Source organism: Pseudomonas citronellolis, assembly GCF_001586155.1.
GTDB classification, from domain to species: Bacteria; Pseudomonadota; Gammaproteobacteria; order Pseudomonadales; family Pseudomonadaceae; genus Pseudomonas; species Pseudomonas citronellolis.
The window spans coordinates 6,469,112-6,494,242 of record NZ_CP014158.1 but is presented as its reverse complement, the minus strand read 5'-3'; the positions used below and the strand labels follow the sequence as shown (position 1 = coordinate 6,494,242).

The 25,131-nt window shown below is 68.5% G+C and carries 23 protein-coding genes and 1 riboswitch; of the genes, 11 read left to right on the top strand and 12 right to left on the bottom strand.

All coding sequences use genetic code 11. From position 1 onward, the window contains the following. Nucleotides 1–91 precede the first annotated feature (91 nt). The 5 genes from PcP3B5_RS28335 to PcP3B5_RS28315 form a co-directional block, all read right to left on the bottom strand. On the bottom strand, nt 92–1,156 hold the full coding sequence (locus tag PcP3B5_RS28335; RefSeq protein WP_043268422.1) for a hypothetical protein: 1,065 nt from the start codon (nt 1,154–1,156) through the stop codon (nt 92–94). A gap of 69 nt (nt 1,157–1,225) precedes the next feature. Next, nucleotides 1,226–2,071, bottom strand: a complete 846-nt coding sequence (metF, locus tag PcP3B5_RS28330) for a methylenetetrahydrofolate reductase [NAD(P)H] (RefSeq protein WP_043268424.1) — start codon at nt 2,069–2,071, stop codon at nt 1,226–1,228. 84 nt (nt 2,072–2,155) lie between these two features. Beyond that, complete coding sequence (gene ahcY, locus PcP3B5_RS28325) at nt 2,156–3,565, bottom strand: adenosylhomocysteinase (protein WP_009613696.1); 1,410 nt, start codon at nt 3,563–3,565, stop codon at nt 2,156–2,158. Nucleotides 3,566–3,587: 22 nt separating this feature from the next. Next, a riboswitch (S-adenosyl-L-homocysteine riboswitch) is annotated at nt 3,588–3,691 on the bottom strand. 149 nt (nt 3,692–3,840) lie between these two features. Further along, on the bottom strand, nt 3,841–5,064 hold the full coding sequence (locus tag PcP3B5_RS28320) for a CaiB/BaiF CoA transferase family protein (RefSeq protein ID WP_043268426.1): 1,224 nt from the start codon (nt 5,062–5,064) through the stop codon (nt 3,841–3,843). A 96-nt stretch (nt 5,065–5,160) separates the two neighbouring features. After that, nucleotides 5,161–6,342: an acyl-CoA dehydrogenase gene (locus PcP3B5_RS28315; RefSeq protein ID WP_009613692.1), complete on the bottom strand. Its 1,182-nt coding sequence runs from the start codon at nt 6,340–6,342 to the stop codon at nt 5,161–5,163. A 214-nt stretch (nt 6,343–6,556) separates the two neighbouring features. On the opposite strand from PcP3B5_RS28315, the gene PcP3B5_RS28310 reads away from it, so the two are divergent. The 5 genes from PcP3B5_RS28310 to PcP3B5_RS28290 all read left to right on the top strand — a co-directional run bounded on the left by PcP3B5_RS28310 (nt 6,557) and on the right by PcP3B5_RS28290 (nt 10,770). After that, the gene (locus tag PcP3B5_RS28310; protein ID WP_043268428.1) at nt 6,557–7,465 is read left to right on the top strand and encodes a LysR family transcriptional regulator; all 909 of its coding nucleotides are present in this window, start codon (nt 6,557–6,559) and stop codon (nt 7,463–7,465) included. 117 nt (nt 7,466–7,582) lie between these two features. Beyond that, nucleotides 7,583–7,990 carry an acyl-CoA thioesterase gene (locus PcP3B5_RS28305; protein ID WP_009613689.1) on the top strand — a complete coding sequence of 136 codons (408 nt, stop codon included), beginning with the start codon at nt 7,583–7,585 and terminating at the stop codon, nt 7,988–7,990. A 131-nt stretch (nt 7,991–8,121) separates the two neighbouring features. After that, nucleotides 8,122–9,129, top strand: coding sequence for an ABC transporter substrate-binding protein (locus PcP3B5_RS28300; protein ID WP_061563005.1), 1,008 nt, complete (start codon nt 8,122–8,124; stop codon nt 9,127–9,129). Nucleotides 9,130–9,187: 58 nt separating this feature from the next. After that, nucleotides 9,188–9,994: an ABC transporter permease gene (locus PcP3B5_RS28295; RefSeq protein WP_009613685.1), complete on the top strand. Its 807-nt coding sequence runs from the start codon at nt 9,188–9,190 to the stop codon at nt 9,992–9,994. Then, nucleotides 9,994–10,770 (top strand): ABC transporter ATP-binding protein, encoded by a 777-nt coding sequence (locus PcP3B5_RS28290; RefSeq protein WP_009613683.1) that lies wholly within the window; start codon nt 9,994–9,996, stop codon nt 10,768–10,770. The genes PcP3B5_RS28295 and PcP3B5_RS28290 overlap by 1 nt, the downstream gene beginning before the upstream one ends. A 3-nt stretch (nt 10,771–10,773) precedes the next feature. Here PcP3B5_RS28290 and PcP3B5_RS28285 read toward each other — a convergent pair whose 3' ends face one another. Together PcP3B5_RS28285 and PcP3B5_RS28280 are read right to left on the bottom strand one after the other, a co-directional pair. Then, nucleotides 10,774–11,664: a TPM domain-containing protein gene (locus PcP3B5_RS28285; RefSeq protein WP_173427883.1), complete on the bottom strand. Its 891-nt coding sequence runs from the start codon at nt 11,662–11,664 to the stop codon at nt 10,774–10,776. A gap of 2 nt (nt 11,665–11,666) precedes the next feature. Continuing rightward, nucleotides 11,667–12,281, bottom strand: a complete 615-nt coding sequence (locus tag PcP3B5_RS28280; RefSeq protein ID WP_009613681.1) for a LemA family protein — start codon at nt 12,279–12,281, stop codon at nt 11,667–11,669. A 154-nt stretch (nt 12,282–12,435) separates the two neighbouring features. On the opposite strand from PcP3B5_RS28280, the gene PcP3B5_RS28275 reads away from it, so the two are divergent. The 3 genes from PcP3B5_RS28275 (at nt 12,436) to PcP3B5_RS28265 (ending at nt 14,362) form a co-directional block, all read left to right on the top strand. Beyond that, nucleotides 12,436–13,266, top strand: a complete 831-nt coding sequence (locus tag PcP3B5_RS28275) for an EamA family transporter (protein ID WP_061563004.1) — start codon at nt 12,436–12,438, stop codon at nt 13,264–13,266. Between the two features lie 119 nt (nt 13,267–13,385). Then, a complete protein-coding gene (locus PcP3B5_RS28270; protein WP_009613679.1) occupies nt 13,386–13,772 on the top strand; it encodes an MAPEG family protein in 387 nt (128 codons plus the stop codon). Between the two features lie 131 nt (nt 13,773–13,903). Then, on the top strand, nt 13,904–14,362 hold the full coding sequence (locus PcP3B5_RS28265) for a c-type cytochrome (RefSeq protein WP_043268438.1): 459 nt from the start codon (nt 13,904–13,906) through the stop codon (nt 14,360–14,362). Nucleotides 14,363–14,693: 331 nt separating this feature from the next. Here PcP3B5_RS28265 and PcP3B5_RS28260 read toward each other — a convergent pair whose 3' ends face one another. Beyond that, nucleotides 14,694–15,080, bottom strand: a complete 387-nt coding sequence (locus PcP3B5_RS28260) for a DUF1090 domain-containing protein (protein ID WP_043268440.1) — start codon at nt 15,078–15,080, stop codon at nt 14,694–14,696. Between the two features lie 149 nt (nt 15,081–15,229). On the opposite strand from PcP3B5_RS28260, the gene PcP3B5_RS28255 reads away from it, so the two are divergent. Beyond that, nucleotides 15,230–16,219: a CE1 family esterase gene (locus tag PcP3B5_RS28255; protein ID WP_061563003.1), complete on the top strand. Its 990-nt coding sequence runs from the start codon at nt 15,230–15,232 to the stop codon at nt 16,217–16,219. Here PcP3B5_RS28255 and PcP3B5_RS28250 read toward each other — a convergent pair. Then, on the bottom strand, nt 16,198–16,941 hold the full coding sequence (locus PcP3B5_RS28250; RefSeq protein ID WP_061563002.1) for a metallophosphoesterase: 744 nt from the start codon (nt 16,939–16,941) through the stop codon (nt 16,198–16,200). The genes PcP3B5_RS28255 and PcP3B5_RS28250 overlap by 22 nt on opposite strands. 170 nt (nt 16,942–17,111) lie before the next feature. On the opposite strand from PcP3B5_RS28250, the gene PcP3B5_RS28245 reads away from it, so the two are divergent. Beyond that, nucleotides 17,112–18,413: a ferredoxin reductase family protein gene (locus PcP3B5_RS28245; protein ID WP_061563001.1), complete on the top strand. Its 1,302-nt coding sequence runs from the start codon at nt 17,112–17,114 to the stop codon at nt 18,411–18,413. A 4-nt stretch (nt 18,414–18,417) separates the two neighbouring features. Here the strand turns inward: PcP3B5_RS28245 and ligB are convergent, their stop codons facing one another. The 3 genes from ligB to PcP3B5_RS28230 all read right to left on the bottom strand — a co-directional run bounded on the left by ligB (nt 18,418) and on the right by PcP3B5_RS28230 (nt 22,795). After that, complete coding sequence (gene ligB, locus PcP3B5_RS28240) at nt 18,418–20,082, bottom strand: NAD-dependent DNA ligase LigB (protein ID WP_061563000.1); 1,665 nt, start codon at nt 20,080–20,082, stop codon at nt 18,418–18,420. Nucleotides 20,083–20,586: 504 nt separating this feature from the next. After that, entirely contained in the window at nt 20,587–21,777 is a 1,191-nt protein-coding gene (gene metK / locus PcP3B5_RS28235; RefSeq protein WP_009613672.1) for a methionine adenosyltransferase, read from the bottom strand. Nucleotides 21,778–21,793: 16 nt separating this feature from the next. Beyond that, nucleotides 21,794–22,795, bottom strand: a complete 1,002-nt coding sequence (locus PcP3B5_RS28230; protein WP_024128059.1) for an ArsR/SmtB family transcription factor — start codon at nt 22,793–22,795, stop codon at nt 21,794–21,796. A gap of 302 nt (nt 22,796–23,097) precedes the next feature. On the opposite strand from PcP3B5_RS28230, the gene tkt reads away from it, so the two are divergent. After that, nucleotides 23,098–25,095, top strand: a complete 1,998-nt coding sequence (gene tkt, locus PcP3B5_RS28225; protein WP_061562999.1) for a transketolase — start codon at nt 23,098–23,100, stop codon at nt 25,093–25,095. Nucleotides 25,096–25,131 lie beyond the last annotated feature (36 nt).

The following is a 25,131-nucleotide window of genomic DNA, read 5'->3' as shown; positions in this document are numbered from 1 at the left end:
GGCTCCTCCGGGGGCCGGCGGCAAGGGCCGCCGGCCTGGGGTTGCGCCCGGCCCCGGAAGGGCAGAGGCGCTGCCAGCGCTGGCCTGCCGTTCAGAGCAGGTCCTGCTGGCGTAGGTGCCGGCGTATCTCCTCGAGCCTTGGGCCGAGGAGATGGCGCAACACCTTTTGGTTCAGCCATTCACCGAGCTGCTCTTGCACCGGCTGGTCGGGATGGCGCGCGATGACATTGGTCACGGCCTTTTCCCACCAGACGGGGCCGCAGGCCCGGTCGAACTCGTTGTCGTAGTCGTGGCACCCGTAGAACAGCTCCAGGCTGAACTGGCGCATCGGGACCGGCAACGGCAGTGTTCTCAGCTTGTACAACAGGCGCGCGGCACGTGGTGGACGCGGCAGGCGGTCGGTCACCAGTTGGGTGTCGTCGAGAGCCAGGGGGCTGAGAAGGGACGTTCGGTGCTTGTGCAGCCAGGCCTGGACTTTCGCCCGGAACAACTGCTTGCGGCTCCAATAATGGTGGATGAGGTCGGTACAGCCGACCGGTTCCAGTTGTCTGTAGGCCGCAATCGCCAGAACGAACTCTTCAAGATTATAGGCTGCGCGGGCAATTGGGTAGAGGTCATCCATCAATTCCAACGAACGGTCGAGTACGGCGGCGTCTTTGCGGGCCAGCCCGATCACCCCGGAATTGATCAGCGGCGTCCGTTCGTCGGCCAGCCCGCGGGCCTTCAGGGGCTCGATCAACTGGCGGTAGACGGGCGCCTGCGAGTCGCCAAGCCGGTGCCGCACGGCGTTGCACAGCAGGGCGCCGGGCCGCACCTGGGCGAACAGCCGGGCCGGCGATACGCGGAAGAAGGTGTCGGTGTCGATCAGCACGGCGGCGGGCAGTTCGTCGAGCGCCTGGCGCAGGGCCACGTGCTTGGCGCGGAAGTGATAGCCGTGCGGCCCGTACCAGCCGGCCAGGGTGCCTGCGTCGATGTGGCGCACCCGCACCGGCAGCCCGGCGTAGGGGGCGCCGTCATCGGTGACGACCTGGATGTCCAGGCGCAGCTGCGGCGTTTCCCGTGCCCGGGCGATGGCGCTGGCGATGCTGAACAGGGCTTCCTGATGGTAGGTCTGGCGACCGTACACGAGGTAGATCAGAGAGGGGGCATGTGCCATGCCATGTGCAACCTCTAGCGTCCTGGTCGGTGAACCGCCGCCCGTGGCGGGCGGCGGAACGCCGTTGCGCTAGCGGGGCAGCTTCAGGTTTTTCCACAGTGCCAGGCTGGGGTCGGCCTGGTTCAGCGTGTAGAAATGCAGCCCGGGGGCGCCGCCGTCCAGCAGACGTTCGCACATCTCGGTGATCACCTGCTCGCCGAAGGACTGGATGCTGGCGATGTCGTCGCCATAGGCTTCCAGCTGCTTGCGGATCCAGCGGGGGATTTCGGCGCCACAGGCGTCCGAGAAACGCGCCAGCTTAGAGTAGTTGGTGATCGGCATGATGCCCGGGACGATCGGGATGTCGACGCCCAACTTCTGTGCACGCTCGACGAAGTGGAAATAGCTGTCGGCGTTGAAGAAATACTGCGTGATTGCACTGTCAGCACCGGCCTTGACCTTGCGTACGAAATTGGCCAGATCGTGCTCGGAATTGCGTGCCTGCGGATGTACTTCCGGGTAGGCAGCGACCTCGATGTGGAAGTGGTCGCCGGTCTCGGCGCGGATGAACTCCACCAGCTCGTTGGCGTAGCGCAGCTCGCCGCTGGCCATGCCCATGCCCGAGGGCAGGTCGCCGCGCAGGGCGACGATGCGGCGGATGCCGGCGTCCTTGTAGTGGGCGAGCAGGGCGTGCAGCTCGGCCTTGGTGTCGCCGACGCAGGACAGGTGCGGCGCGGTGGGGACGTTCACCTCGCCGTCCAGCTGCAGGACGGTGACCAGGGTGCGGTCGCGGGTGGAACCGCCGGCGCCGTAGGTGCAGGAGAAGAAGTCCGGCTTGTAGCCGGCCAGCTGGCGCGCGGTGGCCAGCAGTTTTTCATGCCCGGCTTCGGTCTTGGCGGGGAAGAACTCGAAGCTGAAGCGGCGATCTTGGGACATGGCTTTTTCCAAGCTTGAAGCTTGAAGCCTGAGGCTGGAAGCGGAGCCGCCAGGGCTTCCAGCTTCCAGCTTCCGGCTTTCGGCTTAGTAGCGGTAAGTATCGGGCTTGAACGGACCTTCGACGGTCACGCCGATGTACTCGGCCTGTTTCGGCGTCAGTTGGGTGACCACGCCGCCGAAGCCGCGGACCATCTCCAGGGCGACTTCCTCGTCGAGCTTCTTCGGCAGCACTTCGACGGTCAGGCGCTTGGCCTTCTCGGCGGCCGGCTGGTCGGCGAACTTGCGCTCGAACAGGTGGATCTGCGCCAGCACCTGGTTGGCGAAGGAACCGTCCATGATGCGGCTCGGGTGGCCGGTGGCGTTGCCCAGGTTCACCAGGCGGCCCTCGGCGAGCAGGATCAGGTAGTCGTCGTTGTGCGGATCGAAGCCGTCCTTGCCGGTGCGGTGGATCTTGTGCACCTGCGGCTTGACCTCTTCCCAGGCCCAGGTCTTGCGCATGAAGGCGGTGTCGATCTCGTTGTCGAAGTGGCCGATGTTGCAGACCACGGCGCGCTTCTTCAGGGCCTTGAGCATGCCGGCGTCACAGACGTTGACGTTGCCGGTGGTGGTGACGATCAGGTCGATCTTGCCCAGCAGGGCGGCGTCGACGCTGGCCTCGGTGCCGTCGTTCAGGCCGTTCTTGTAGGGCGAGACGACTTCGAAGCCGTCCATGCAGGCCTGCATGGCGCAGATCGGGTCGACTTCCGAGACCTTGACGATCATGCCTTCCTGGCGCAGCGATTGCGCCGAGCCCTTGCCCACGTCGCCGTAGCCGATCACCAGGGCCTGCTTGCCGGACAGCAGGTGGTCGGTGCCGCGCTTGATGGCGTCGTTGAGGCTGTGGCGGCAGCCGTACTTGTTGTCGTTCTTGCTCTTGGTCACCGAGTCGTTGACGTTGATCGCCGGGACTTTCAGGGTGCCGGCCTTGAGCATGTCGAGCAGGCGGTGCACGCCGGTGGTGGTCTCTTCGGTGATGCCGTGGATCTTCTCCAGCATCGCCGGGTATTTCTTGTGCAGGATCTCGGTCAGGTCACCGCCGTCATCCAGCACCATGTTGGCGTCCCACGGCTGGCCATCCTTGAGGATGGTCTGCTCGATGCACCACTCGTATTCCTGCTCGGTCTCGCCCTTCCAGGCGAACACCGGGATGCCGGCGGCGGCGATGGCGGCGGCGGCCTGGTCCTGGGTGGAGAAGATGTTGCAGGACGACCAGCGCACTTCGGCGCCGAGGGCGACCAGGGTCTCGATGAGCACGCCGGTCTGGATGGTCATGTGGATGCAGCCGAGGATCTTGGCGCCCTTGAGCGGCTGGCTGGCGGCGTACTTGCGGCGCAGGCCCATCAGTGCCGGCATCTCGGACTCGGCGATGATCAGCTCGCGGCGGCCCCAGGCGGCCAGGGAAATGTCGGCGACTTTATAGTCGGTGAAACCGGCAGGCGTCATGACAGCGCTCATGCGTAACTCTCCATTCGTTGTCTGCGAATGGGCGCCGTTGATGCGTTAACGGCCGGCGGACGCCGACCGGGACGCGCCCCGTCCGAGCCTGACAAGCCTTGGCTTGCTGCAGCGCCCCTCGGAACGGGTGGCGGGAACGGCCGGAGCGGAGCCGGCCGGTGAAGCCTGCGGATTATAGCGATGCCGGGCGGCAAGCCAAAGGTTTTCCGTCGTCCGCCGGGCCCGCCCGCGCCGCGCCAGGGGCCGTGAATACCCTGGCGCGGCGGCGCACGGGTTCAGATCACGCCCTGCTCGCGCAGCTTGCCGATGGCGGCGGCGTCCAGGCCGAGCACGTTCTCGAGGATCTGCTCGGTGTGCTGGCCGAGGGTCGGTGGGGCGTTGCGGTACTCGACGGGGGTCTGCGACAGGCGGATCGGGCTGGCCACCTGGGGCACGCTGCCGGCCAGCGGGTGCGGCAGGTCCACGCGCAGGCCGCGGGCGATCACCTGCGGGTCGGCGAACACCTGGGCCAGGTCGTTGATCGGCCCGCAGGGCACGCCGGCCTGCTCCAGCGCGGTGATCCACTGCGCGGTGGTGCGCATCACCGTGGCCTGGCGGATCAGCGGGATCAGCACGTCGCGGTGGGCGACCCGCGCCTTGTTGCTGGCGAAGCGTTCGTCGTCGGCCCATTCCGGGTGCCCGGCCAGTTCGCAGAACTTGCGGAACTGCCCGTCGTTGCCGACGGTGAGGATCATGTCGCCGTCGGCGGTGGGGAAGTCCTGGTAGGGCACGATGTTCGGGTGGGCGTTGCCCAGCCGGCGCGGCGGGATGCCGGTGGTCAGGTAGTTCAGCGTCTGGTTGGCCAGGCAGGCCACCTGCACGTCGAGCAGGGCCATGTCGATGTGCTGGCCGATGCCGCTGACGTCGCGGTGGGCGAGGGCGGCGAGGATGGCGGTGGACGAGTACAGGCCGGTGAGGATGTCGGTCAGCGCCACGCCGACCTTCACCGGGCCGGCGCCTTCTTCGCTGTCGGAGCGCCCGGTGATGCTCATCAGGCCGCCCAGGCCCTGGATCATGAAGTCGTAGCCGGCGCGCTTGGCGTAGGGGCCGGTCTGGCCGAAGCCGGTGATGGAGCAGTAGATCAGCTTCGGGTTGAGCTGCTTGAGCGACTCGTAGTCCAGCCCGTAGCTTTTCAGCCCGCCGACCTTGAAGTTCTCCAGCACGATGTCGGCCTTGGCCGCCAGCTCGCGCACCAGGCGCTGGCCTTCGGGCTGGGTGAAATCGATGGTGAGGGATTTCTTGTTGCGGTTGGCCGACAGGTAGTAGGCCGCCTCGCTGGTGTCGCGGCCCTCGGCGTCCTTGAGGAACGGCGGGCCCCAGGCGCGGGTGTCGTCGCCGCTGCCGGGGCGTTCGATCTTGATCACTTCGGCGCCGAGGTCGGCGAGGATCTGCCCGGCCCAGGGGCCGGCCAGGACGCGGGAAAGGTCGAGAACGCGGATATGGGACAGGGCGCCGGACATGGATGACCTCGCAGAGGAGCTGGAAGCGGGAAGCTTGAAGCCGGAAGCCCGCGCCGGAGAGGCTTCCAGCTTCGGGCTTCCAGCTTATGGCTCGTCTTAGAAGAAAGCCTGGATGCCAGTCTGCGCGCGGCCGAGGATCAGCGCGTGGACGTCGTGGGTACCTTCATAGGTGTTCACCACTTCCAGGTTGACCAGGTGGCGGGCCACGCCGAACTCGTCGGAGATGCCGTTGCCGCCGAGCATGTCGCGGGCCATGCGGGCGATGTCCAGGGCCTTGCCGCAGCTGTTGCGCTTCATGATCGAGGTGATTTCCACCGCGGCGGTGCCTTCGTCCTTCATCCGGCCCAGGCGCAGGCAGCCTTGCAGGGCGAGGGTGATTTCGGTCTGCATGTCGGCCAGTTTCTTCTGGATCAGCTGGTTGGCGGCCAGCGGGCGGCCGAACTGCTTGCGGTCCAGGGTGTACTGGCGGGCGGTGTGCCAGCAGGCCTCGGCCGCGCCCAGGGCGCCCCAGGAGATGCCGTAGCGGGCCGAGTTCAGGCAGGTGAACGGGCCGCGCAGGCCGCGCACTTCGGGGAAGGCGTTCTCTTCGGGGACGAACACGTTGTCCATCACGATCTCGCCGGTGATGGAGGCGCGCAGGCCGACCTTGCCGTGGATGGCCGGGGCGCTCAGGCCTTCCCAGCCTTTCTCCAGGACGAAGCCGCGGATCTGGCCTTCGTCGTCCTTGGCCCAGACCACGAAGACGTCGGCGATCGGGCTGTTGGTGATCCACATCTTGGCGCCGGACAGGCGGTAGCCGCCGTCGACCTTCTTGGCGCGGGTGATCATCGAGCCCGGGTCGGAGCCGTGGTTCGGCTCGGTCAGGCCGAAGCAGCCGATGTATTCGCCGCTGGCCAGTTTCGGCAGGTACTTCTGCTTGGTGGCTTCGTTGCCGAACTCGTAGATCGGCACCATGACCAGGGACGACTGCACGCTCATCATCGAGCGGTAGCCGGAGTCGACGCGCTCGACCTCGCGGGCGATCAGGCCGTAGCACACGTAGTTCAGGCCGCTGCCGCCGTACTCGGCGGGGATGGTCGCGCCGAGCAGGCCGGTCTCGCCCATCTCGCGGAAGATCGCCGGGTCGGTCTGCTCATGGCGGAAGGCCTCCAGCACGCGCGGGGCCAGCTTGTCCTGGGCGAACTGCTGGGCGCTGTCGCGAACCATGCGCTCTTCTTCGGTGAGTTGCTGATCCAGCAGCAGCGGGTCTTCCCAGTTGAAGCTTGCTTTGGTGGCCATCGGGTTACCTCGGGGCAGTGACAGGGTGTCCGACCAGTTTAGGCGGACGCAGTGCGGTCGATCCTAGTCAGCCGCCGACCGGTGCGGCAACCGACTAATTCGCACGCTGTTGTGCTATTTTCTCACTCCGTGACCGCCCGGGCCCCATGAAACGAATGTTTGAATGGCCTGTTTCCCGGGCTTCGCGGATCACGAGATTCCCAAGAGGCATTCGATGCGGCGCAAGATCCCCACCACCGCGGCGCTGGTCAGCTTCGAGTCGGCGGCGCGCCACGAGAGCTTCACCAAGGCCGCCGAGGAACTGTCGCTGACGCAGAGCGCCATCTGCCGGCAGATCGCCGGGCTGGAGGCGTTCCTCGGCGTCGAACTGTTCCGCCGTTCGCGGCGCGGCGTCAAGCTCACCGAGGCGGGGCTGGGCTACAGCCGGCGCATCGCCGCGCGGCTGGACGCAGTGGAGCGCGACACCCTGGCGGTGATGGGCCAGCAGGGCGGCGGCAGCATCGAGCTGGCGGTGGTGCCGACCTTCGCCACCCAATGGCTGCTGCCGCGGCTCAAGGCCTTCAAGGGGCTGTACCCGGAAGTCACGGTGAACCTGACCAACCGCACCCGGCCCTTCCTCTTCGCCGACACCGACTTCGACTGCGCGCTGTACTTCGGCGACGGCGCCTGGTCCGGCACGGTCAAGCACTTCCTCATGCGCGAGAACCCGGTGCCGGTGTGCAGCCCCGAGCTGCTCGAAGGCCGCGCCAGCCTCAGCGCCGAGGCGATCGCCGCGCTGCCGCTGATGCAGCAGACCACCCGGCCCTATGCCTGGCGCCAGTGGTTCGGCTCCCTGGGCATGAGCGTCGCCCACGACATGAGCGGCACCCGCTACGAGCTGTTCTCCATGCTCGCCCAGGCGGCCGAGCAGGGCATGGGTGTGGCGCTGATCCCGCCGATGCTGATCCAGCGCGAGCTGGCCGAGGGCCGGCTGATCGTGGCGATGCAACATGCCTATTTGAGCGAGCATGCCTATTACCTGATGATTCCCGAGCGCAAGGTGGAATCCGCCATCGTCCGCGCCTTCCGCGACTGGCTGGTGGAGCAGGCGCGCATCTACCGCGAGGAGGCCGGCCTGGGCTGACTCCAGGCAGGACGCGCAGCGGCGATCCGCGCGATAATTGCGCAGCCGGCGGGGCTCGGCCCGTCAACTTGCCGACAAGGCATCGCGCTCACAAGGCGCAACCAGCAAGGAGTCACCATGAATTTCCACACCCGCAAATGGGTAAAACCCGAAGACCTCAACCCCAACGGCTCGCTGTTCGGCGGCAGCCTGCTGAAGTGGATAGACGAAGAAGCGGCCATCTACGCCATCGTCCAGCTGGGCAACCAGCGCGTGGTCACCAAGTTCATCTCCGAGATCAACTTCGTCAGCTCGGCGCGCACCGGCGACATCATCGAGATGGGCATCACCGCCACCGACTTCGGCCGCACCTCGATCACCCTGACCTGCCACGTGCGCAACAAGATCACCCGCAAGAGCATCCTCACCATCGACAAGATGGTCTTCGTCAACATGGGCCCGGACGGCCTGCCGGCGCCCCACGGCAAGACCGAGATCACCTACATCAAGGACCAGTTCAAGGACGGGGACGACCTCGAACCCTGAGCCTGCGGGCCCGCAGCGACGCATCCAGGCTTTGCATCCGCGCGGTTTCGTGTGAGCCTGTGCCCGCCCACGGCGGGTGCGGGCCACCGCTCCCCCGTCGTACCACCACAGAAAAAGACCGGGGAGACACCATGCAAGCGCCCATCGCATCCACGCTGCGCCGCCTCGTCGCGGCCACCTGCTGCGCCGTCCTGCTGGGCGGCGCCGCCCAGGCCGCCGAGCCCAAGGCCGACCTCAAGCCCGAGGCCGGCACCTTCAAGATGGGCATGCAGCCCTGGCTGGGCTACGGCCAGTGGTACGTCGCCGAGCAGGCCGGGGCCTTCAAGGCCAACGGCCTGGACAAGGTCGAGCTGGTCAACTTCACCGAAGACAAGGACATGAACGCCGCCCTGGCCAGCGGCCAGATCGACGGCGGCAACCTCGCCACCCACACCGCCATGGCCATGGTCGCCGCCGGCCTGCCGGTGAAGATCGTCCTGCTGCTGGACCAGAGCACCAGCGCCGACGCGCTGATCGTCGACCCCTCGATCAAGACGCTGAAGGACCTCAAGGGCAAGCAGGTCGCCTACGAAGAAGGCACCACCAGCGACATCCTCCTGCACAGCGCCCTGCGCAAGGCCGGCCTGAGCCTGGCCGACGTGCAGCCGGTGCCGATGCCGGCGGCCAACGCCGGTTCCGCGCTGATCGCCGGCCAGGTGCCGGCGGCGGTGACCTACGAGCCCTACCTGAGCGCCGCCAGGCAGCAGAACCCGAAAGTGAACCTGCTGTACAAGGGCTCGGACGACCCGGGCATCATCAGCGACGTGTTCGTGGTCCGCGACGAGGTGCTCAAGCAGCGCCCCGGCCAGGTGCTGGCCCTGCTCAAGAGCTGGGAAGCCGGCCTGAAACACTACCAGGCCCACACCGCCGAAGGCCGCGCGGCCATCGCCAAGGGCGTTGGCGCCGAGCCGGCGGAGCTGCAGAGCGCCTTCGACGGCGTGCGCTTCTATTCCCTGGGCGAGAACAAGGCCGAGCTGAAGGGCGCCTTCGTCAAGGACTCCTTCGCGCACATCCAGAAGGCCGCCAGCGAAGCCGGCATCATCCAGCAGCCGGTGACCCCGGAGCAGACCGTCGACGCGCGCTTCGCCGAGGCGCTCTGACGCACCCCGCGCGCCGGCCGCAGGATCGGCGCGCTTTCCCCGTTACCCCGAGCCTCGCATGAACGCCCGTAAACCCTCCCCGCTGTTCGTCATCGGCAAGCCGCTGGCGCGCACCCACCTGCTGCTGATCGGCGGCGGCGTATTCGTCCTGCTGGCCCTGGCCTGGTGGGCGGCCGGCGCCAGCGGCGCGGTGCCGAAGATCTTCCTGCCGGCGCCCGGCGACGTCTGGGCGCGCATGCTCAGGCTGGCCGCCGACGGCACCCTGTGGGCCGACCTGAAGGTCAGCGTCTACCGCATCCTGGTGGCCTTCGCGATTTCCTCGGCGATGTCCATCGTCATCGGCGTGTTCGCCGGCTGCTACGGCTTCTGGAAGGCCGCCACCGAGCCGCTGGTGGACTTCGTGCGCTACATGCCGGTGGTGGCCTTCGTGCCGCTGAGCATCCTCTGGGCCGGCACCAGCGACTTCCAGAAATTCCTCATCATCTGGATCGGCACCTTCTTCCAGCAGGTGCTGATGGTGATGGACGCCATCAAGCGCGTGCCGCCGGACTTCGTCGGCCTCGGCCGGACCCTGGGCATGCCCGACCGGCGCATCCTCCTGAAGATCGTCCTGCCCAGCGCCCTGCCGGGCATCTGGGACGCCCTGCGCATCAGCCTCGGCTGGGCCTGGACCTGGCTGGTGCTGGCCGAGCTGGTGGCCGCCACCTCGGGCCTGGGCTACCGCATCGTGGTGTCGCAGCGCTTCTTCCAGACCGACACCATCATCGGCTACATCCTGCTGCTCGGCCTGCTGGGGCTGGTCACCGACCAGGCCATGCGCGCCGCCGAGCGCGTCCTGTTCCGCTACAACCGGAGGCGCGGCTGATGGCGACCCTGGAGATTTCCGGCCTGAACAAGAGCTTCGCGGTCGGCAGAGAGCGCCGCGAGGTGCTGCGCAACATCGACCTGACCCTGGCGGACAACGAGTTCGTCTCCATCGTCGGCACCTCCGGCTGCGGCAAGAGCACCCTGCTGTCCATCGCCGCGGGGCTCGAGGACTTCGACAGCGGCAGCGTCAAGGTCGACGGCGTGCCCATCGCCGGCCCCGGCCTGGACCGCGGCGTGGTGTTCCAGGCCTATACCCTGCTGCCCTGGCTGACCGCGCGGCAGAACGTCGAGTTCGCCCTCAAGGCCGCCGGCCGCTCGCGCGCCGAGTGCCGCGAGATCGCCGCCGAGCACCTGCAGCTGGTGAAGCTGGAGAAGTTCGCCGACGCCTATCCCAGCGAGCTGTCCGGCGGCATGAAGCAGCGCGTGGCGATCGCCCGGGCGCTGTCCTACCGGCCGAAGATCCTGCTGATGGACGAGCCCTTCGGCGCCCTGGACGCCATGACCCGCCACCAGATGCAGGAGCTGCTCACGCGTATCTGGGAGACGCACCGGCTGACGGTGATGTTCGTCACCCACGACGTCGAGGAGGCGGTCTACCTGTCCGACCGCATCGTGGTCATGGGCCTGGGCCCGGGGCGGATCAAGACCACCTTCGACGTGGGCCTGCCGCGCCCGCGCCGCGAGGAGATGGCCGGCAGCGCCGAGTTCATCGAACTGCAGCGCCAGGTGCTGCGCTCGATCCGCGAGGAAGAGGCCGGCGCCGCGGTGCTCTGAGGCTCACCAGCGGCCGGAGGCCCCGCCGCCGCCGCTGGAACCCCCGCCGCCGCCGAAGCCGCCGCCACCCCGGCCACCGAAGCCGCCCCCGCCGAAACCGCCGCCGCGCCCGCCGCGGAAAAAGCCGGCCGGCAGCAGGAAGAAGGGGTAGGCGATGAGGGCGAAGACGAAGGCGCTGACGCCGTTGTTGACCAGCGCGGCGAAGCTGAAGGTCAGCACCAGGCTGAGCACGCCGGCCAGCACCCCGACGATCACGCTGCACACCACATAGCGGCCGAAGCTGCGCTGGCGCATGAACGGCAGCGGCAGCAGGCGCCCCAGCAGCGGCACGCCGGCCAGCAGGGCGAACAGCGGCAGCAGGCTGCCGGCCGGCAGGCCCAGGTCGTCGCCCTGCGCAGCCTGCTGGGGCTCGGGCAGCGCCTCGCCGTCGATCAGCTTCTCCAGGCTGTCCACCCCGGCCTGCACGCCGCCGGCGAAGTCGCCTTCGCGGAAGTGCGGGACTATCTGCTCGCGGATGATGCGCCCGGCCAGGACGTCGGTGACGGCGCCTTCCAGGCCGTAGCCGACCTCGATGCGCAGGGCGCGGTCGTCCTTGGCCACCACCAGCAGCACGCCGTCGTCCACGCCCTTGCGGCCCAGCTTCCACTGCTCGAAGGCGCGCACCGCGTACTGCTCGATGCTCTCCTCGCCGGTGCTGGGGATCATCAGCACCGCCAGTTGCGCGCCCTTGCGCTGCTCCAGCGCCGCCAACTGCTGTTCAAGGCGGCCGCGCTGCTCGGCGTCGAGGGTGGCGGTGAGGTCGGTGACCCGTGCGCTCAGCTGCGGCACGGCCACCTCGGCCCGCGCCAGGCCCGCGCAGCACAGCAGGGCCAGCGCCAGCAGCCAGGCGCGCATGCTCATTGCGCCGGTTGCGGCTGCGGCGTGCCGAAATCGACCTTGGGCGCGGTGGAGATGGCCGCCTCGTTCTCCACGCTGAAGTTGGCCTTGGGCTGGTAGCCGAAGATCTTCGCGGTGATCACCTGCGGGAACTGGCGGATCAGCACGTTGTAGTCCTGCACCGCCTTGACGTAGCGGCCGCGGGCCACGGTGATGCGGTTCTCGGTGCCTTCGAGCTGCGTCAGCAGGTCCTTGAACAGGCCGTCGGCCTTGAGCTGCGGATAATTCTCGGTGACCACCAGCAGCCGCGAGAGCGCCGAGCTGAGCTCGCCCTGGGCCTGCTGGAAGCGCTGCATGGCCGCCGCGTCGCCGAGCTGGTCGGCGTTGAGGGTGGTGCTGCCGACCCTGGCCCGGGCCTCGGTGACCTGGGTGAGCACGGCGGCCTCGTGGGCGGCGTAGCCTTTCACGGTGTTGACCAGGTTAGGCACCAGGTCGGCGCGCCGCTGGTACTGGTTGAGCACTTCGGACCAGGCCGCCTTGACCTGCTCGTCGCCGGCCTGCATGGCGTTGTAGCCGCAGCCGGTGAGCAGGGAGACGAGGACGTAGCAGCACAGGAACTTGAGCATTCGGGGCATGGCAGGGGACTCTGGCGATCGCGAAACCCCCAGTCTAGACCAGCAACGCCCCTCGGTGTGCAGCCGCGTGCGCACTTCAGGCCTTTCCGAGGCTTGCCGGGCATGGGGAGCGAGGCGCTAGAATCGCAACTGGTCTATACCAGGAAGCCCCGCCTTGTTCGCCACCGCCCTGGTGCTGCTCGCCGCCGTGCTCCACGCGGCCTGGAACACCCTCGTCAAATTCAGCGCCGACCGCCTGCTGGTGGTGGCCTGCATGGACCTCGTCGGCCTGCTCGTGGCCCTCGCCCTGCTGCCCTGGATCAGCCTGCCGCCGGCCGAGGTCTGGCCCTGGCTGGGCAGTGCCGTGGCCCTGCAGCTGGTCTACCGGGTGCTGCTGATCCAGGCCTACAAGGTCGGCGACCTCGGCCTGGTCTACCCGCTGATGCGCGGCCTGTCGCCGCTGGTGGTGCTGGCGCTGACGCTGCTGGTGGGCGGCGAGCAGCTCAGCGACCGGCAGGTCCTCGGCATCCTGCTGATCCCGCTGGGCATGCTGTTCCTGCTCAAGGGCGGCGGCGGTTCGCGGCTGCCCTGGATCGCCTTCCCCGTGGTGCTGCTGATGGGCCTGTGCATCGGCAGCTACACCTGGACCGACGGCCACGCCCTGAAGCGCTGGCCGCAGCCGCTGGACTACCTGGTGTGGCTGACGCTGCTCTCCGGCGTGCCCTTCCCGCTGCTCGCCCTGGGCGCGCGCACCCGCGCCTTCGCGCGCTTCTGGCAGACGCAGTGGAAGCTCGGTCTGTGCGTCGGCATCTGCGTGATGGCCAGCTACGGCCTGGTGCTCTGGGCCATGCAGCTGGGCTCGGTGGCCGAGGCCGCGGCGCTGCGCGAGACCAGCGTGGTGCTGGTGGTGCTGTTCGGCATGCGCTTCCTCAAGGAGCCCTTCGGGCTGCCGCGCCTGCTGGCGTGCAGCCTGGTGCTGGCGGGGATGCTGGTGATGAAACTCTGAGCTAGGCGAACAGGCCGCGAGATTGGCCGCTTTGGCGCACGCATCCGCCCGCCGGCCACTGACCTTCGCCTATGCTTGGCGGCAACCTGCCGACTTCCCAGCCGACGAGACCTCCGTTCATGCCCATCGCCTTCTGGTGCATCCTGATTGCCATCTTCCTGCCCTACCTGGGCACCAGCATCGCCAAGTTCACCGGCGGCGGCTTCGGCCCCCGGCAGAACCACGACCCGCGCACCTTCCTGGCCGGCCTGGAGGGCTACCGCAAGCGCGCCAACGCCTTCCAGCTGAACAGCTTCGAGGTCACCCCGGCCTTCGCCATCGCCGTGCTGGTGGCCTACGTGGTGGGCAACGCCGAGCCGGCGACCCTCGATACCCTGGCCATCGCCTGGCTGACCAGCCGCCTGCTCTACCTGATCTTCTACCTCGCCGACCTGGCGCTGCTGCGTTCGCTGGTGTGGTTCGTCGGCATGGCGCTGATCGCTGCCTTCTTTGTGGTCTCCGCCTGAACCGCAGCTGAACGGTTCGCGCATCGCTGCGGCGGATGGCCGCAGGCGGGCGCGCGGGCTCTGGATCAATGCCGGGTAGCGGCGGATAATCCGCCGCTCCCGTGTCTGGCCTGTCCTACAAGAGTCCGCTCATGAAGCTGAAGACCCTGCTCGTCCTGCTGTTGGCCGGTGCCGCCCTGGCCGGTTGCCACCGCCTCGATCCGAATTCCCCGCTGGCCAAGCGCCAGGCGATCTTCAAGCAGATGCTCCACGCCAGCGAGGACATGGGCGGCATGCTGCGCGGCCGCGTGGTCTTCGACGCCGAGAAATTCCGCGCCGACTCGGTTAAGCTCAACGAGCTGGCCGGCCAGCCCTGGCAGTATTTCCCCACCAGCAAGCCGACCGACGAGGGCGGCGACAGCCGCGCCAGGGACGAGCTGTGGCAGCGCCAGCTGGAGTTCCAGGCCGACGCCAAGACCTTCCAGCAGGCCGCCGCCGCGCTGGAGGCCAACACCCGCCAGGCCACCCCGACCGCCGACGGCGTGCGCAAGGACCTGGCCGCGGTGGAAGATGCCTGCGAGGCTTGCCACAAGAAGTTCAGGGCGCTCTGACGGGGGCTCCGCTTTTTTTGGAGCGAGCTTGCTCGCGAACAGCGTTTCCAGGCGACCTCGGTGTTTTGGTTTGACTCCGCTCCCTCTCCCCAGCCCTCTCCCTGAAGGGAGAGGGGGCTAGTCCGTGCCAAGAGAAGAAATGGTTTCAGCTGGAAACCACCGGAGCTGCCGGCTGACTCCAGAATCCCCAACCCTGCCCAACGGTCCCCTCTCCCTTCAGGGAGAGGGTTAGGGAGAGGGGCGGACTTATCCCAAGCACTGTTGCTACCGGTAGGCACCGTTCGCGAGCAAGCTCGCTCCTACAGGTAGCCAGTCAGGCAACCAGCCCTGCTCACTCCTCCAACTCCCGCTTCGCCTGCTCCAGCTCCGCGCGGGCCTCGGCCAGCTTGTCCTTGCGCTTCTCGATCTTTTCCGCGTCGCCCTTGTTCATGGCCTTGCGCAGGTCGCTTTCGCGCTGGCTGACTTCGCGCTCGGCGTCCAGCACGCGCTGGGTGCGCTTTTGCGTCAGGCTGCCGTCGGTGCAGTAGGTGCGGGCCTTTTCCAGGGCGGTTTCCAGGCCGGCGATGGCGCCCTTGTCGCCGCGGGCGCGGGCTTCTTCCAGCTTGCCGGCGATGGCCGCCTGCTTGGCGGCGCAGCCGCTCAGGGGCTGCTCGGGTTGCGCGGCGAAGGCGCCGGTGCAGAGCAGTGCGGCGAGGCTGAGGGTAATGGATCGGAACATTCTTGGGTCCTGCGTTACCAAATGAGATATCGATGCTGACGAACGTCTAGAGTTTGCCATTAAGCGCGCGCGTGGGGGTTGCCCCATGGCAGTCCGCGGCCTGGTCGATCCATTGAACGCGCTCCGTCGGGCGGAGCGGGGGAGGCTGGATGCGTATCGCGATTCGCCTGGTTCAGACGCTGATCCTGCTGTTGCTGGCGGCCCTGCTGGTGGGCGCCTGGTACCTGCTGCCCGGCGAGCAACTGCGCCCGCCGATGCTCACCGGGGGGAGCGAGGACAGCTCCCTGCGCGCCGGCGGCCTGCGCCGCGGCTACGTGCTCTACGTGCCGCCCAACCTGGCGCCGAACCCGGCGCTGCTGGTGGTGCTGCACGCCTCGCGCAGCAACGGCCAGCTGATGCGCCGCGACAGCGGCTTCGGCTTCGACGCCCTGGCCGACCGCGACGGCTTCCTGGTGCTCTACCCGGACGGCTTCGAGGGCCACTGGAACGACTGCCGCAAGGTGGCCAGCTACAGCGCGCGCACCCGCAACATCGACGACGTGGCCTTCCTCACCCGGCTGGTGCGGCGGATCCAGCGCGAGCGCCAGGTGGACCCGCAGCGGGTGTTCTTCGCCGGCTACTCCAACGGCGGGCAGATGGCCCTGCGCATGGCCGCGGAGTCCGAACTGCCGCTGGCCGGCATCGCCCTGGTGGCGGCCAGCCTGCCGAGCGCGGCGAACGACGCTTGCAGCGAGTCGCAGCGGGCGGTGGCGGCGCTGCTGATGAACGGCACGCGCGACCCGATCAACCCCTACGGCGGCGGGCGGGTGAAGCTGTTCGGCTTCGGCGACCGCGGCGAAGTGCTCTCCAGCGAGGCTTCGGCCGGCGAGCTGGCGCGGCGCAACGGCATCAGCGCGCCGGCGCAGCGCGAGCCGCTGACGCGCCCCGGCCCGGTCTGGTCGGAGCGCTGGCAATGGCAGGGCGAGGGAATGCCGCCGGTGGAACTGGTGAGCGTGCACGGCGGCGGCCATCTGTTGTCGCAGCCGGGCTATCGGCCGCCGCGCCTGTTCGGCATGGCCGACCCCGAGCTGGACGGGCCGGCGGAGATCTGGCGCTTCTTCAAGCAGTTGCCGGTGACTCAGACTTCCACGGTGCCGTAGGCGTCGAAGCCGCCCTGCTCGCCCGGGTAGCCGCCCGGGTTGGCCACCACCCGGGCGCGGCCGATGCGGTAGTCCAGGGCGTCGTGCACGTGGCCGTGCAGCCACAGGTCGCACTGCTGCACCAGGTGCTCCAGGTCCGAGGCGAAGGCCGGCGACAGGCTGTCGCCGACATATTGCGGCGGAATGGAGCGGGCGCTGGGCGCATGGTGGGTGACCACCACGGTCGGCCCGGCGAAGGGCTCGGCCAGCTGCGCCGTCAGCCAGTCCCGCGAGGCCTCGAACAACTGCTGGCTGAGCGCCGGGGTGAAGGGCGCGGTGAACCAGTCGATGCAGCTGAAGTCGGGCATCAGCCGCAGCGCGCGCTGCAGCGTCAGCGGCAGGGTTTCCTCGCCGTAGAGCAGGAAGTCCGTCCACAGGGTGGCGCCGAGGATGCGCACGCCGTCGATGACCACCGCGTCGTTGTCCAGGAAGTGGATGTCCAGGGCGCGGGCCAGGTTGCGCATGGCCTGGGTCAGCTCGGGCAGGTCGGAGTCGTAGAACTCGTGGTTGCCGGCGACGTAGACCACCGGCGTGTCCGGGAAGGCCTCGCGGGCCCAGTGCAGGCCCTGCAGGTGCTCATGGATGTCGCCGGCCAGCACCACCAGGTCGGCGTCCACCGCGGGCAGCTCGCGGCGGCCGCCGAAGTGCTCGTGGTGCAGGTCGGAAAGGACGCGGATACGCATGCGGGTTGTCTCCTGGCCGGGTCCGGCATTGTGCGGCACGCCCGCGGCCTTGCCCAGCGCTTGACCTGGATCATGGCAAGGCCGAACAGCGGAAAATTCCCATACGAACTTCAGGGATGATTAAGGCCGCGCGCCCAGTCTCGGACCAGGCTCGCAACCAGGGAGGCCATATGAAGTTCGTAGGCATCGTCATCGCCACCGTGTTGGCGGCGTTCGGGCTGGCGCTCGCGCTCGATCCGCCGGCCACTTTCGATATCTGGGTCCTGCGCAAGCAGGCCATCCTGCTGAGCGGCGTCGTCGCCTTCGCGCTGATGTCGCTGATCATGCTCCTGGCGGTACGCCCGGCCTGGCTGGAGCGGCCGCTGGGCGGGCTCGACCGCATGTACCGGGTGCACCGCTGGGCGGGCATCCTGGCCATCAGCCTGGGCCTGCTGCACTACCTGCTGGAGCTGGGCGGGCCGCTGCTGGCGAAATTCGTCGCCAAGCCGGCGAAGGGGCCGCGGGTGGAGACCTTCCTCGAGGTCTTCCGCGGCTCGGCCAAGGAACTGGGCGAGTGGTCGGCCTGGCTGCTCGCCGCCATGCTGGTGCTGACGCTCTGGCAGCGCTTCCCCTACCACCTGTGGCGCTACGTGCATAAAGCGCTGGCGCTGGTCTACCTGGTGCTGGCCTTCCATGGCGTGGTGCTGGCGCCGGCCGGCTACTGGGCGCAGCCGCTGGGCTGGCTGCTGGCGCTGTGCGCGGCGCTGGGTTCGCTGTGCGCGCTGATTGCCCTGAGCGGACGCATCGGCCGGCGGCGCACGCACCAGGGCGTGGTGGTGGCGGTGGCGCGGCCCGGCGAGCGCATGCTGGAAGTCACCTGCCGGCTCGGCCGCAACTGGCGGCACAAGGCCGGGCAGTTCGCCTTCCTCACCTGCGACCGCCTGGAGGGGCAGCATCCCTTCAGCATTTCCAGCGCCGACCAGGGCAACGGCGAGGTGCGCTTCAGCATCAAGGCCCTGGGCGACTACACCCGGCGCCTGCAGGACGCCCTGGCGCTGGGCGATGCGGTCAAGGTCGAGGGGCCCTATGGCTGCTTCGACTTCCGCCGCGGCGGCGAGCGCCAGGTGTGGATCGCCGGCGGCATCGGCATCACGCCCTTCCTGGCCTGGCTGGAGGCGCTGCAGCAGCACCCGGCCGATGCGCCGGAAGTGGAGCTGCACTACTGCGTGCGCAGCCCCGCCGACGCCATCTACGCCGGGCGCCTGCGCGAGCTGTGCGACGGCCTGCCCAGCGTGGCGCTGAAGGTCCACTACAGCGCCGAAGAGGGCTACCTGCGCGGCGACGACCTGAGCATGGCGCCGGACGCCTCCGGTCGCTGGCCGAGCCTGTGGTTCTGCGGCCCGCAGGGCCTGGCCGACCTGCTGCGGCGCGACCTCGGCCGGCGCGGCATGCCGGCGCGCAATTTCCACCAGGAAGCCTTCCGCCTGCGCTGAGGACTCAGAAGCCGGCTACCCCGGCCGCGGCGAGCTGGGCGCCCAGGCGCTGCACCTCGTGGTCGGCGAAGAAGGCCTGCAGTTGCCGGGCCCGGACCGGCCCGACGCCCGGCAGCTGGCGCCAGTCGCTGGCCTGCCGGGTGCTCAGTTCGGCCCAACCTTCGGTGGCCGGCAAGCTGTCGACCTGGGGCACACCCAGCGCCCGCAACCAGTGCTGGAAGGGACGTTGCCGCGCGGCGCGGAACTGGGCGTGCAGGCGTTCGCCACTGTGCTCGGCGAAGCCCGGCAATTGGCGCAGGGTTTCCGGCGGCAGTTCCAGCCAGTCGAGCAGGCCGGCAAGCTGGCCGGCTTCCAGCAGTGCCTGCCAGGTGCCCGGTCCCACGCCTTCCAAGGCCAAACCCTGTTCGCCGCCCAGCCAGGCGAGACGGGCGAGGAACTGTTCCTCGCAGCCGGGCGTTGCCCGCCAGCAACTGAGCGCGTGGTAGCGCCCGGGCTGCGGCGGCTCTACCGCAAGACGCTGCGGCGAGCGCCAGACCACGCTTTCCACGCGCGGGATGGTCAGGCCGGCCAGGGCGATGGCCACCTGGTCGCCGGGGCGGATGTCCAGGGCCTGCCAGCGCCGCGTCGAGCCGAGGCTGACCTGGGCGATGCGGCGCTCGTCCAGTGTCACCGGCTGCAATTCCAGCAGCGGCGTCACCCGTCCGGTGCGGCCGATGCGGAAATGCACCCGGCGCACCTCGGCCAGGGCCTGGCGGTAGGAGTATTTCCAGGCCAGCGCCCAACTGGCGCTGCCGGCCTGCCAGGCCTTCGCGGCGGGGCGCGAGCCCTGGCGGAGGACGATGCCGTCGCTGGCGAAGGGCAGGGGACTGCGGTACCAGTGCTCGCGCTGGCGCTGGGCGTCCTCGAAGCCCGTCACCGGCAGCGTCAGGGCCGCGCTGTCCGCAAGGCCCAGCGCCTTCAGGCGCTCCAGGCGTTGCGTCATGTTCCCGGGGCCGTGAGGCAATTCCCAGACGAACAGGCCGACCTGCGAAACCTGTTCGCCCGGCTCGCTGCGCGCCATCAGTCCGGCGACCTTGCCGCGGGCGCCGAGGCCGCCCTTTTGCGCCTGCACGTGGCCCGGCAAGCGCCAGTAGAGCTCGCCCTGCAACACCAGCCGCCCCGTGGCGGGCAGACGTTGCGGCACGGCCGGCAGGCGGCGGGCGTTGGCGGTCCAGTCCTGGCCATGGATGCCGTCGCCACGGCTGATGGCCTGGACCAGTTCGCCGTCCTGGTAGACCAGCGTCACAGCCACGCCATCGACCTTGGGCTGCACCCAGAGGTCCTCGCGCCCGGCCATCCACTGGCGGACTTCGTTGGCGTCGGCGGCCTTGTCCAGGCCGGTATGGGCTGCGGGGTGGCGCAGCTTGCCGCGGGTGGCCGGCAGCGGCGGGGGCGGCTCGATGGCGAGCTGTGGATAACAGCTGCGCCAAAGGCTGAAGCGTTGCCGGGCCTGGTCGTAGAGTTCGTCGGCGATCGGGCTTTCGCCGCGCTGGTGGTAGGCCTGGTCCCAGGCTTCCAGTTGCTGGCGCAGGCCCAGCAGCTCTTCGCGGGCGCGCTGTTCGGGCCAGTCGGGGCAGGCCAGGGAGAGGCTGGGGAGGAGCAGCAGGGCTGAGGCGAGCAGGGCTTTCATCGGCGGGCTTCCTTGCGCCTGGAGGGGGTTCCAGACTAGGTGCGCCGCCGCCGCGAAGGGGCCGGGTGGAGTGTGGGAGGCTTCCGGGATGCGGCGCCATCGCGAACAGGATTCAGGGACCGTCGTGATTTCACTTCACGCCAAACGGTGAATCCAATCGCGGATAGAGTCCGCTCCTACGCCCAAGCTTCCCTGAATCGTCGGAGCAACTGTCTCACCGACTGCGCCGAGCTGCTTTACGTAGGATGGGTTGAGCCTGCGAAACCCATGCGGTTGCGCTGATGGGTATCGCTTGGCTCAACACCATCCTACGAAAAGCCATGCTCGCTCATGCGGTAGGAGACTCTGTCCGCGATGGGATTGAGGTCGGAGCGAAGGACAGGATGCGCGCGCGAAGCCATGGCCCACCCCATACGAAAAATGCCGTTTCCCCCAGACAGAGAAACGGCATTCTTTCTTACCATGAACGGCCCGCTGGAGCAGGGCTATTCCGTCGGACGGACCTTACAGGCCAGCCGCATCACGTAGGGCGGCGGCCTTGTCGGTGCGCTCCCAGGTGAAGGCGGTGAAGGTATCGTCACCGTAGGTCAGCTCATACGGATTGCGGCCGAAGTGACCGTAGGCCGCAGTGGGCTGGTACATCGGGTGCAGCAGGTCGAGCATCTTGGTGATCGCGTACGGACGCAGGTCGAAGTGCTCGCGAACCAGCTGGACGATCTTCTCGTCGCTGATCTTGCCGGTGCCGAAGGTGTTCACCGAGATGGAGGTCGGCTGGGCCACGCCGATGGCGTAGGACACCTGGATCTCGCAACGCTCGGCCAGGCCGGCGGCGACGATGTTCTTGGCCACGTAGCGGCCGGCGTAGGCGGCGCTGCGGTCGACCTTGGACGGGTCCTTGCCGGAGAAGGCGCCGCCGCCGTGGCGGGCCATGCCGCCGTAGGAGTCGACGATGATCTTGCGCCCGGTCAGGCCGCAGTCGCCCACCGGCCCGCCGATGACGAAGTTGCCGGTCGGGTTGATGTGGAACTGGGTGTCCTTGTGCAGCAGCTCGGCCGGCAGCACGTGCTTGATGATCAGTTCCATCACGCCTTCGCGCAGGTCGGCGTAGGAGACTTCCGGGTTGTGCTGGGTGGACAGCACGATGGCGTCGATGCCCACCACCTTGCCGCCTTCGTAGCGGCAGGTGACCTGGCTCTTGGCGTCCGGGCGCAGCCACGGCAGCAGGCCGGACTTGCGCGCTTCGGCCTGGCGCTCGACCAGGCGGTGGGAGAAGCAGATCGGCGCCGGCATCAGTACGTCGGTCTCGTTGCTGGCGTAGCCGAACATCAGGCCCTGGTCACCGGCGCCCTGGTCCTCGGGCTTGGCGCGGTCGACGCCCTGGTTGATGTCCACCGACTGCTTGCCGATGATGTTCAGCACGCCGCAGGTGGCGCCGTCGAAGCCGACGTCGGAGCTGTTGTAGCCGATGTCGATGATGACCTTGCGCACCAGGTCTTCGAGGTCGACCCAGGCCGAGGTGGTGACTTCGCCGGCGATGATGGCGACGCCGGTCTTCACCAGGGTCTCGCAGGCCACGCGGGCGTACTTGTCCTTGGCGATGATGGCGTCCAGCACCGCGTCGGAGATCTGGTCGGCGATCTTGTCCGGATGGCCTTCGGATACGGATTCGGAGGTGAAAATCGAGTATTCGCTCATCTAACGGTTCCTGTCTTTACCGGTGGGTGAGGACGCTTCGCGAATCCGGCTTGGCGAAATGCCGCACCTGGATCTGAAAGCCATTACGTAAACCAATGTACAAGCTCTCGCCGGGGGCGAGCCCCGCGGCATCGGCCCAAAGGGCCAGGTCTTCCTGTTCGAACCCCAGCCAGAGGTCCCCGCAGGCTTCGCGGGCCCAGCTCTGGTCGTGGCTGCACAGTTCGGTCACCAGCAGGCTGCCGCCCGGCTTCACCAGGCGCGCCAACTGGCGCAGGGCCTCGGCGGGCGCCGCGAAATGGTGCAGCACCATGTTCAGCACCACGCAGTCGGCCGGTTCGGCGGCGTCCTGCAGGGCGTCGGCCAGGTCCAGCCGCACGTTCGTCAGCCCTGCCTCCAGGCAGCGCCGGCGGGCCAGATCGAGCATGGCCACGCTATTGTCCAGCGCGGTCACCCGCGCGAAACGCCGGGCCAGCTCGGGGAGGAACCCGCCGTCGCCGGGGCCGACTTCCAGCGCCGTGGCGCCGGGGGCGAAGCTCAGTGCGTCGAGCAGCGCCAGAACGCTTTCACGGTATTGCGGCAGCCCTGCGATCAGGTCCTGCGTGGCCTGGAACTTCTCCGCGCTGCGGGCGAAGTAGTCGCGGCTCACCGCCGCGCGCTGGGCATGCACCGCGGCGACGCGGGCGTCCACCTCGGCCGGCAGCGCCAGCTCGTCCACTTCCGCCAGCAGCGCCCCGTGCAGTTTGCCGCCGAGGCTGTCGGCCTGGGGCAGGGCGCGGCGGTAGAAGATCGCGTTGCCTTCGCGGCGCGTCGCCACCAGGCCGGCCTGGGCCAGCACCTTCAGGTGGTGGCTCATGCCCGACTGGCGGATGGCGAAGATCTGCGCCAGCTCCAGCACGCCGAACGAATCGTTGGCCAGCACCCGCAGCACGTTCAGCCGCAGCGGGTCGCCGCCGGCCTTGCACAGCGCGGCCAGCTCGTCGCAGGCATCGTGGCGGATCAGGGGCATGCGCAGGCTCATAGGGGGCGGAGTCTAGAGCCCCGGGAGGATGGTGGCAACGGCTGTATCAAAAAGTTTTGATATTGGAGACGGAAGGTAGCGGCAACGCCAGGACTGCAGGAGCGAGCTTGCTCGCGAACCGGCCTGGCACGGCGCTTGTTCGCGAGCAGGCTCGCTCCTGCCAAAGGCGGCTCGCGCAAGAAACCTGCCGCCTGTAGCCTGCGGCCCGATTGTCATTGCCCCGCGATGGCCGGCTGGGCGAAAATGGCCGCCTTTTTTCATCCCTTCGATCAATCGAAGCAGCCCCCGCAGGAGATTCAGCGATGCCCAGCCGTCGTGAGCGAGCCAATGCCATCCGCGCACTGAGCATGGATGCCGTGCAGAAAGCCAACAGCGGCCACCCAGGCGCCCCCATGGGGATGGCGGACATCGCCGAAGTGCTCTGGCGCGACTACCTCAAGCACAACCCGGGCAACCCGCAGTGGGCCGACCGCGACCGCTTCGTGCTGTCCAACGGCCACGGCTCGATGCTGATCTACTCGCTGCTGCACCTGACCGGCTACGACCTGGGCATCGAGGACCTGAAGAACTTCCGCCAGCTCAACTCGCGCACCCCGGGCCACCCGGAGTACGGCTACACCGCGGGCGTGGAGACCACCACCGGCCCGCTCGGCCAGGGCATCGCCAACGCCGTGGGCATGGCCCTGGCGGAGAAGGTGCTGGCCGCGCAGTTCAACCGCGAAGGCCACGGCATCGTCGACCACTACACCTACGCCTTCCTCGGCGACGGCTGCATGATGGAAGGCATCTCCCACGAGGTCGCCTCCCTGGCCGGCACCCTGCGCCTGAACAAGCTGATCGCCTTCTACGACGACAACGGCATCTCCATCGACGGCGAGGTCCACGGCTGGTTCACCGACGACACCCCGAAGCGCTTCGAAGCCTACGGCTGGCAGGTGATCCGCAACGTCGACGGCCACGACGCCGACGAGATCAAGACCGCCATCGAGACCGCGCGCAAGAGCGACGCCCCGACGCTGATCTGCTGCAAGACCGTGATCGGCTTCGGCTCGCCCAACAAGCAGGGCAAGGAAGAGTGCCACGGCGCGCCGCTGGGCAATGACGAGATCGTCGCCACCCGCGCCGCCCTGGGCTGGAACCACGGCCCGTTCGAAGTCCCCGCCGAGATCTACGCCGAGTGGGACGCCAAGGAAGCCGGCGCCGCCCGCGAGGCCGAGTGGAACCAGCGCTTCGCCGCCTACCAGGCCGCGCACCCGGAACTGGCTGCTGAGTTCCAGCGCCGCGTCAAGGGCGAGCTGCCGGCCGACTTCGCCGAGCAGGCCGCGGCCTACGTCGCCGAAGTCGCCGCCAAGGGCGAGACCATCGCCAGCCGCAAGGCCAGCCAGAACGCGCTGAACGCCTTCGGCCCGCTGCTGCCGGAGCTGCTCGGCGGCTCCGCCGACCTGGCCGGCTCCAACCTGACCCTGTGGAAGGGCTGCAAGGGCGTGACCCCCGCCGACGCCTCGGGCAACTACGTGTTCTACGGCGTGCGCGAGTTCGGCATGAGCGCCATCATGAACGGCGTGGCCCTGCACGGCGGCTTCATCCCCTACGGCGCGACCTTCCTGATCTTCATGGAATACGCCCGCAACGCCGTGCGCATGTCCGCCCTGATGAAGCAGCGCGTGCTCTACGTGTTCACCCACGACTCCATCGGCCTGGGCGAGGACGGCCCGACCCACCAGCCCATCGAGCAGTTGGCCAGCCTGCGCCTGACGCCGAACCTGGACACCTGGCGCCCGGCCGACGCGGTCGAATCCGCGGTGGCCTGGAAATACGCCATCGAGCGCAACGACGGCCCCTCGGCGCTGATCTTCAGCCGCCAGAACCTGCCGCACCAGGCGCGCGACGCCGAGCAGCTGGCCAACGTCGCCCGCGGCGGCTACGTGCTCAAGGACTGCGCCGGCGAGCCGGAGCTGATCCTGATCGCCACCGGCTCGGAAGTCGGCCTGGCCGTGCAGGCCTACGACAAGCTCAGCGCCGAAGGCCGCCAGGTGCGCGTGGTCTCCATGCCCTCCACCAGCGTCTTCGAGCAGCAGGACGCCGGCTACAAGCAGGCCGTGCTGCCGGTGCAGGTCGGCGCGCGCATCGCCATCGAGGCCGCCCATGCCGACTACTGGTACAAGTACGTGGGCCTGGAAGGCCGCGTGATCGGCATGACCACCTTCGGCGAGTCGGCCCCGGCGCCGGCGCTGTTCGAGCACTTCGGCTTTACCGTCGAGAACGTTCTCTCCACTGCCCAGGAATTGTTGGAGGACTGAGCCTGATAGCTGGAAGCCTGAAGCTGGAAGCTTGAA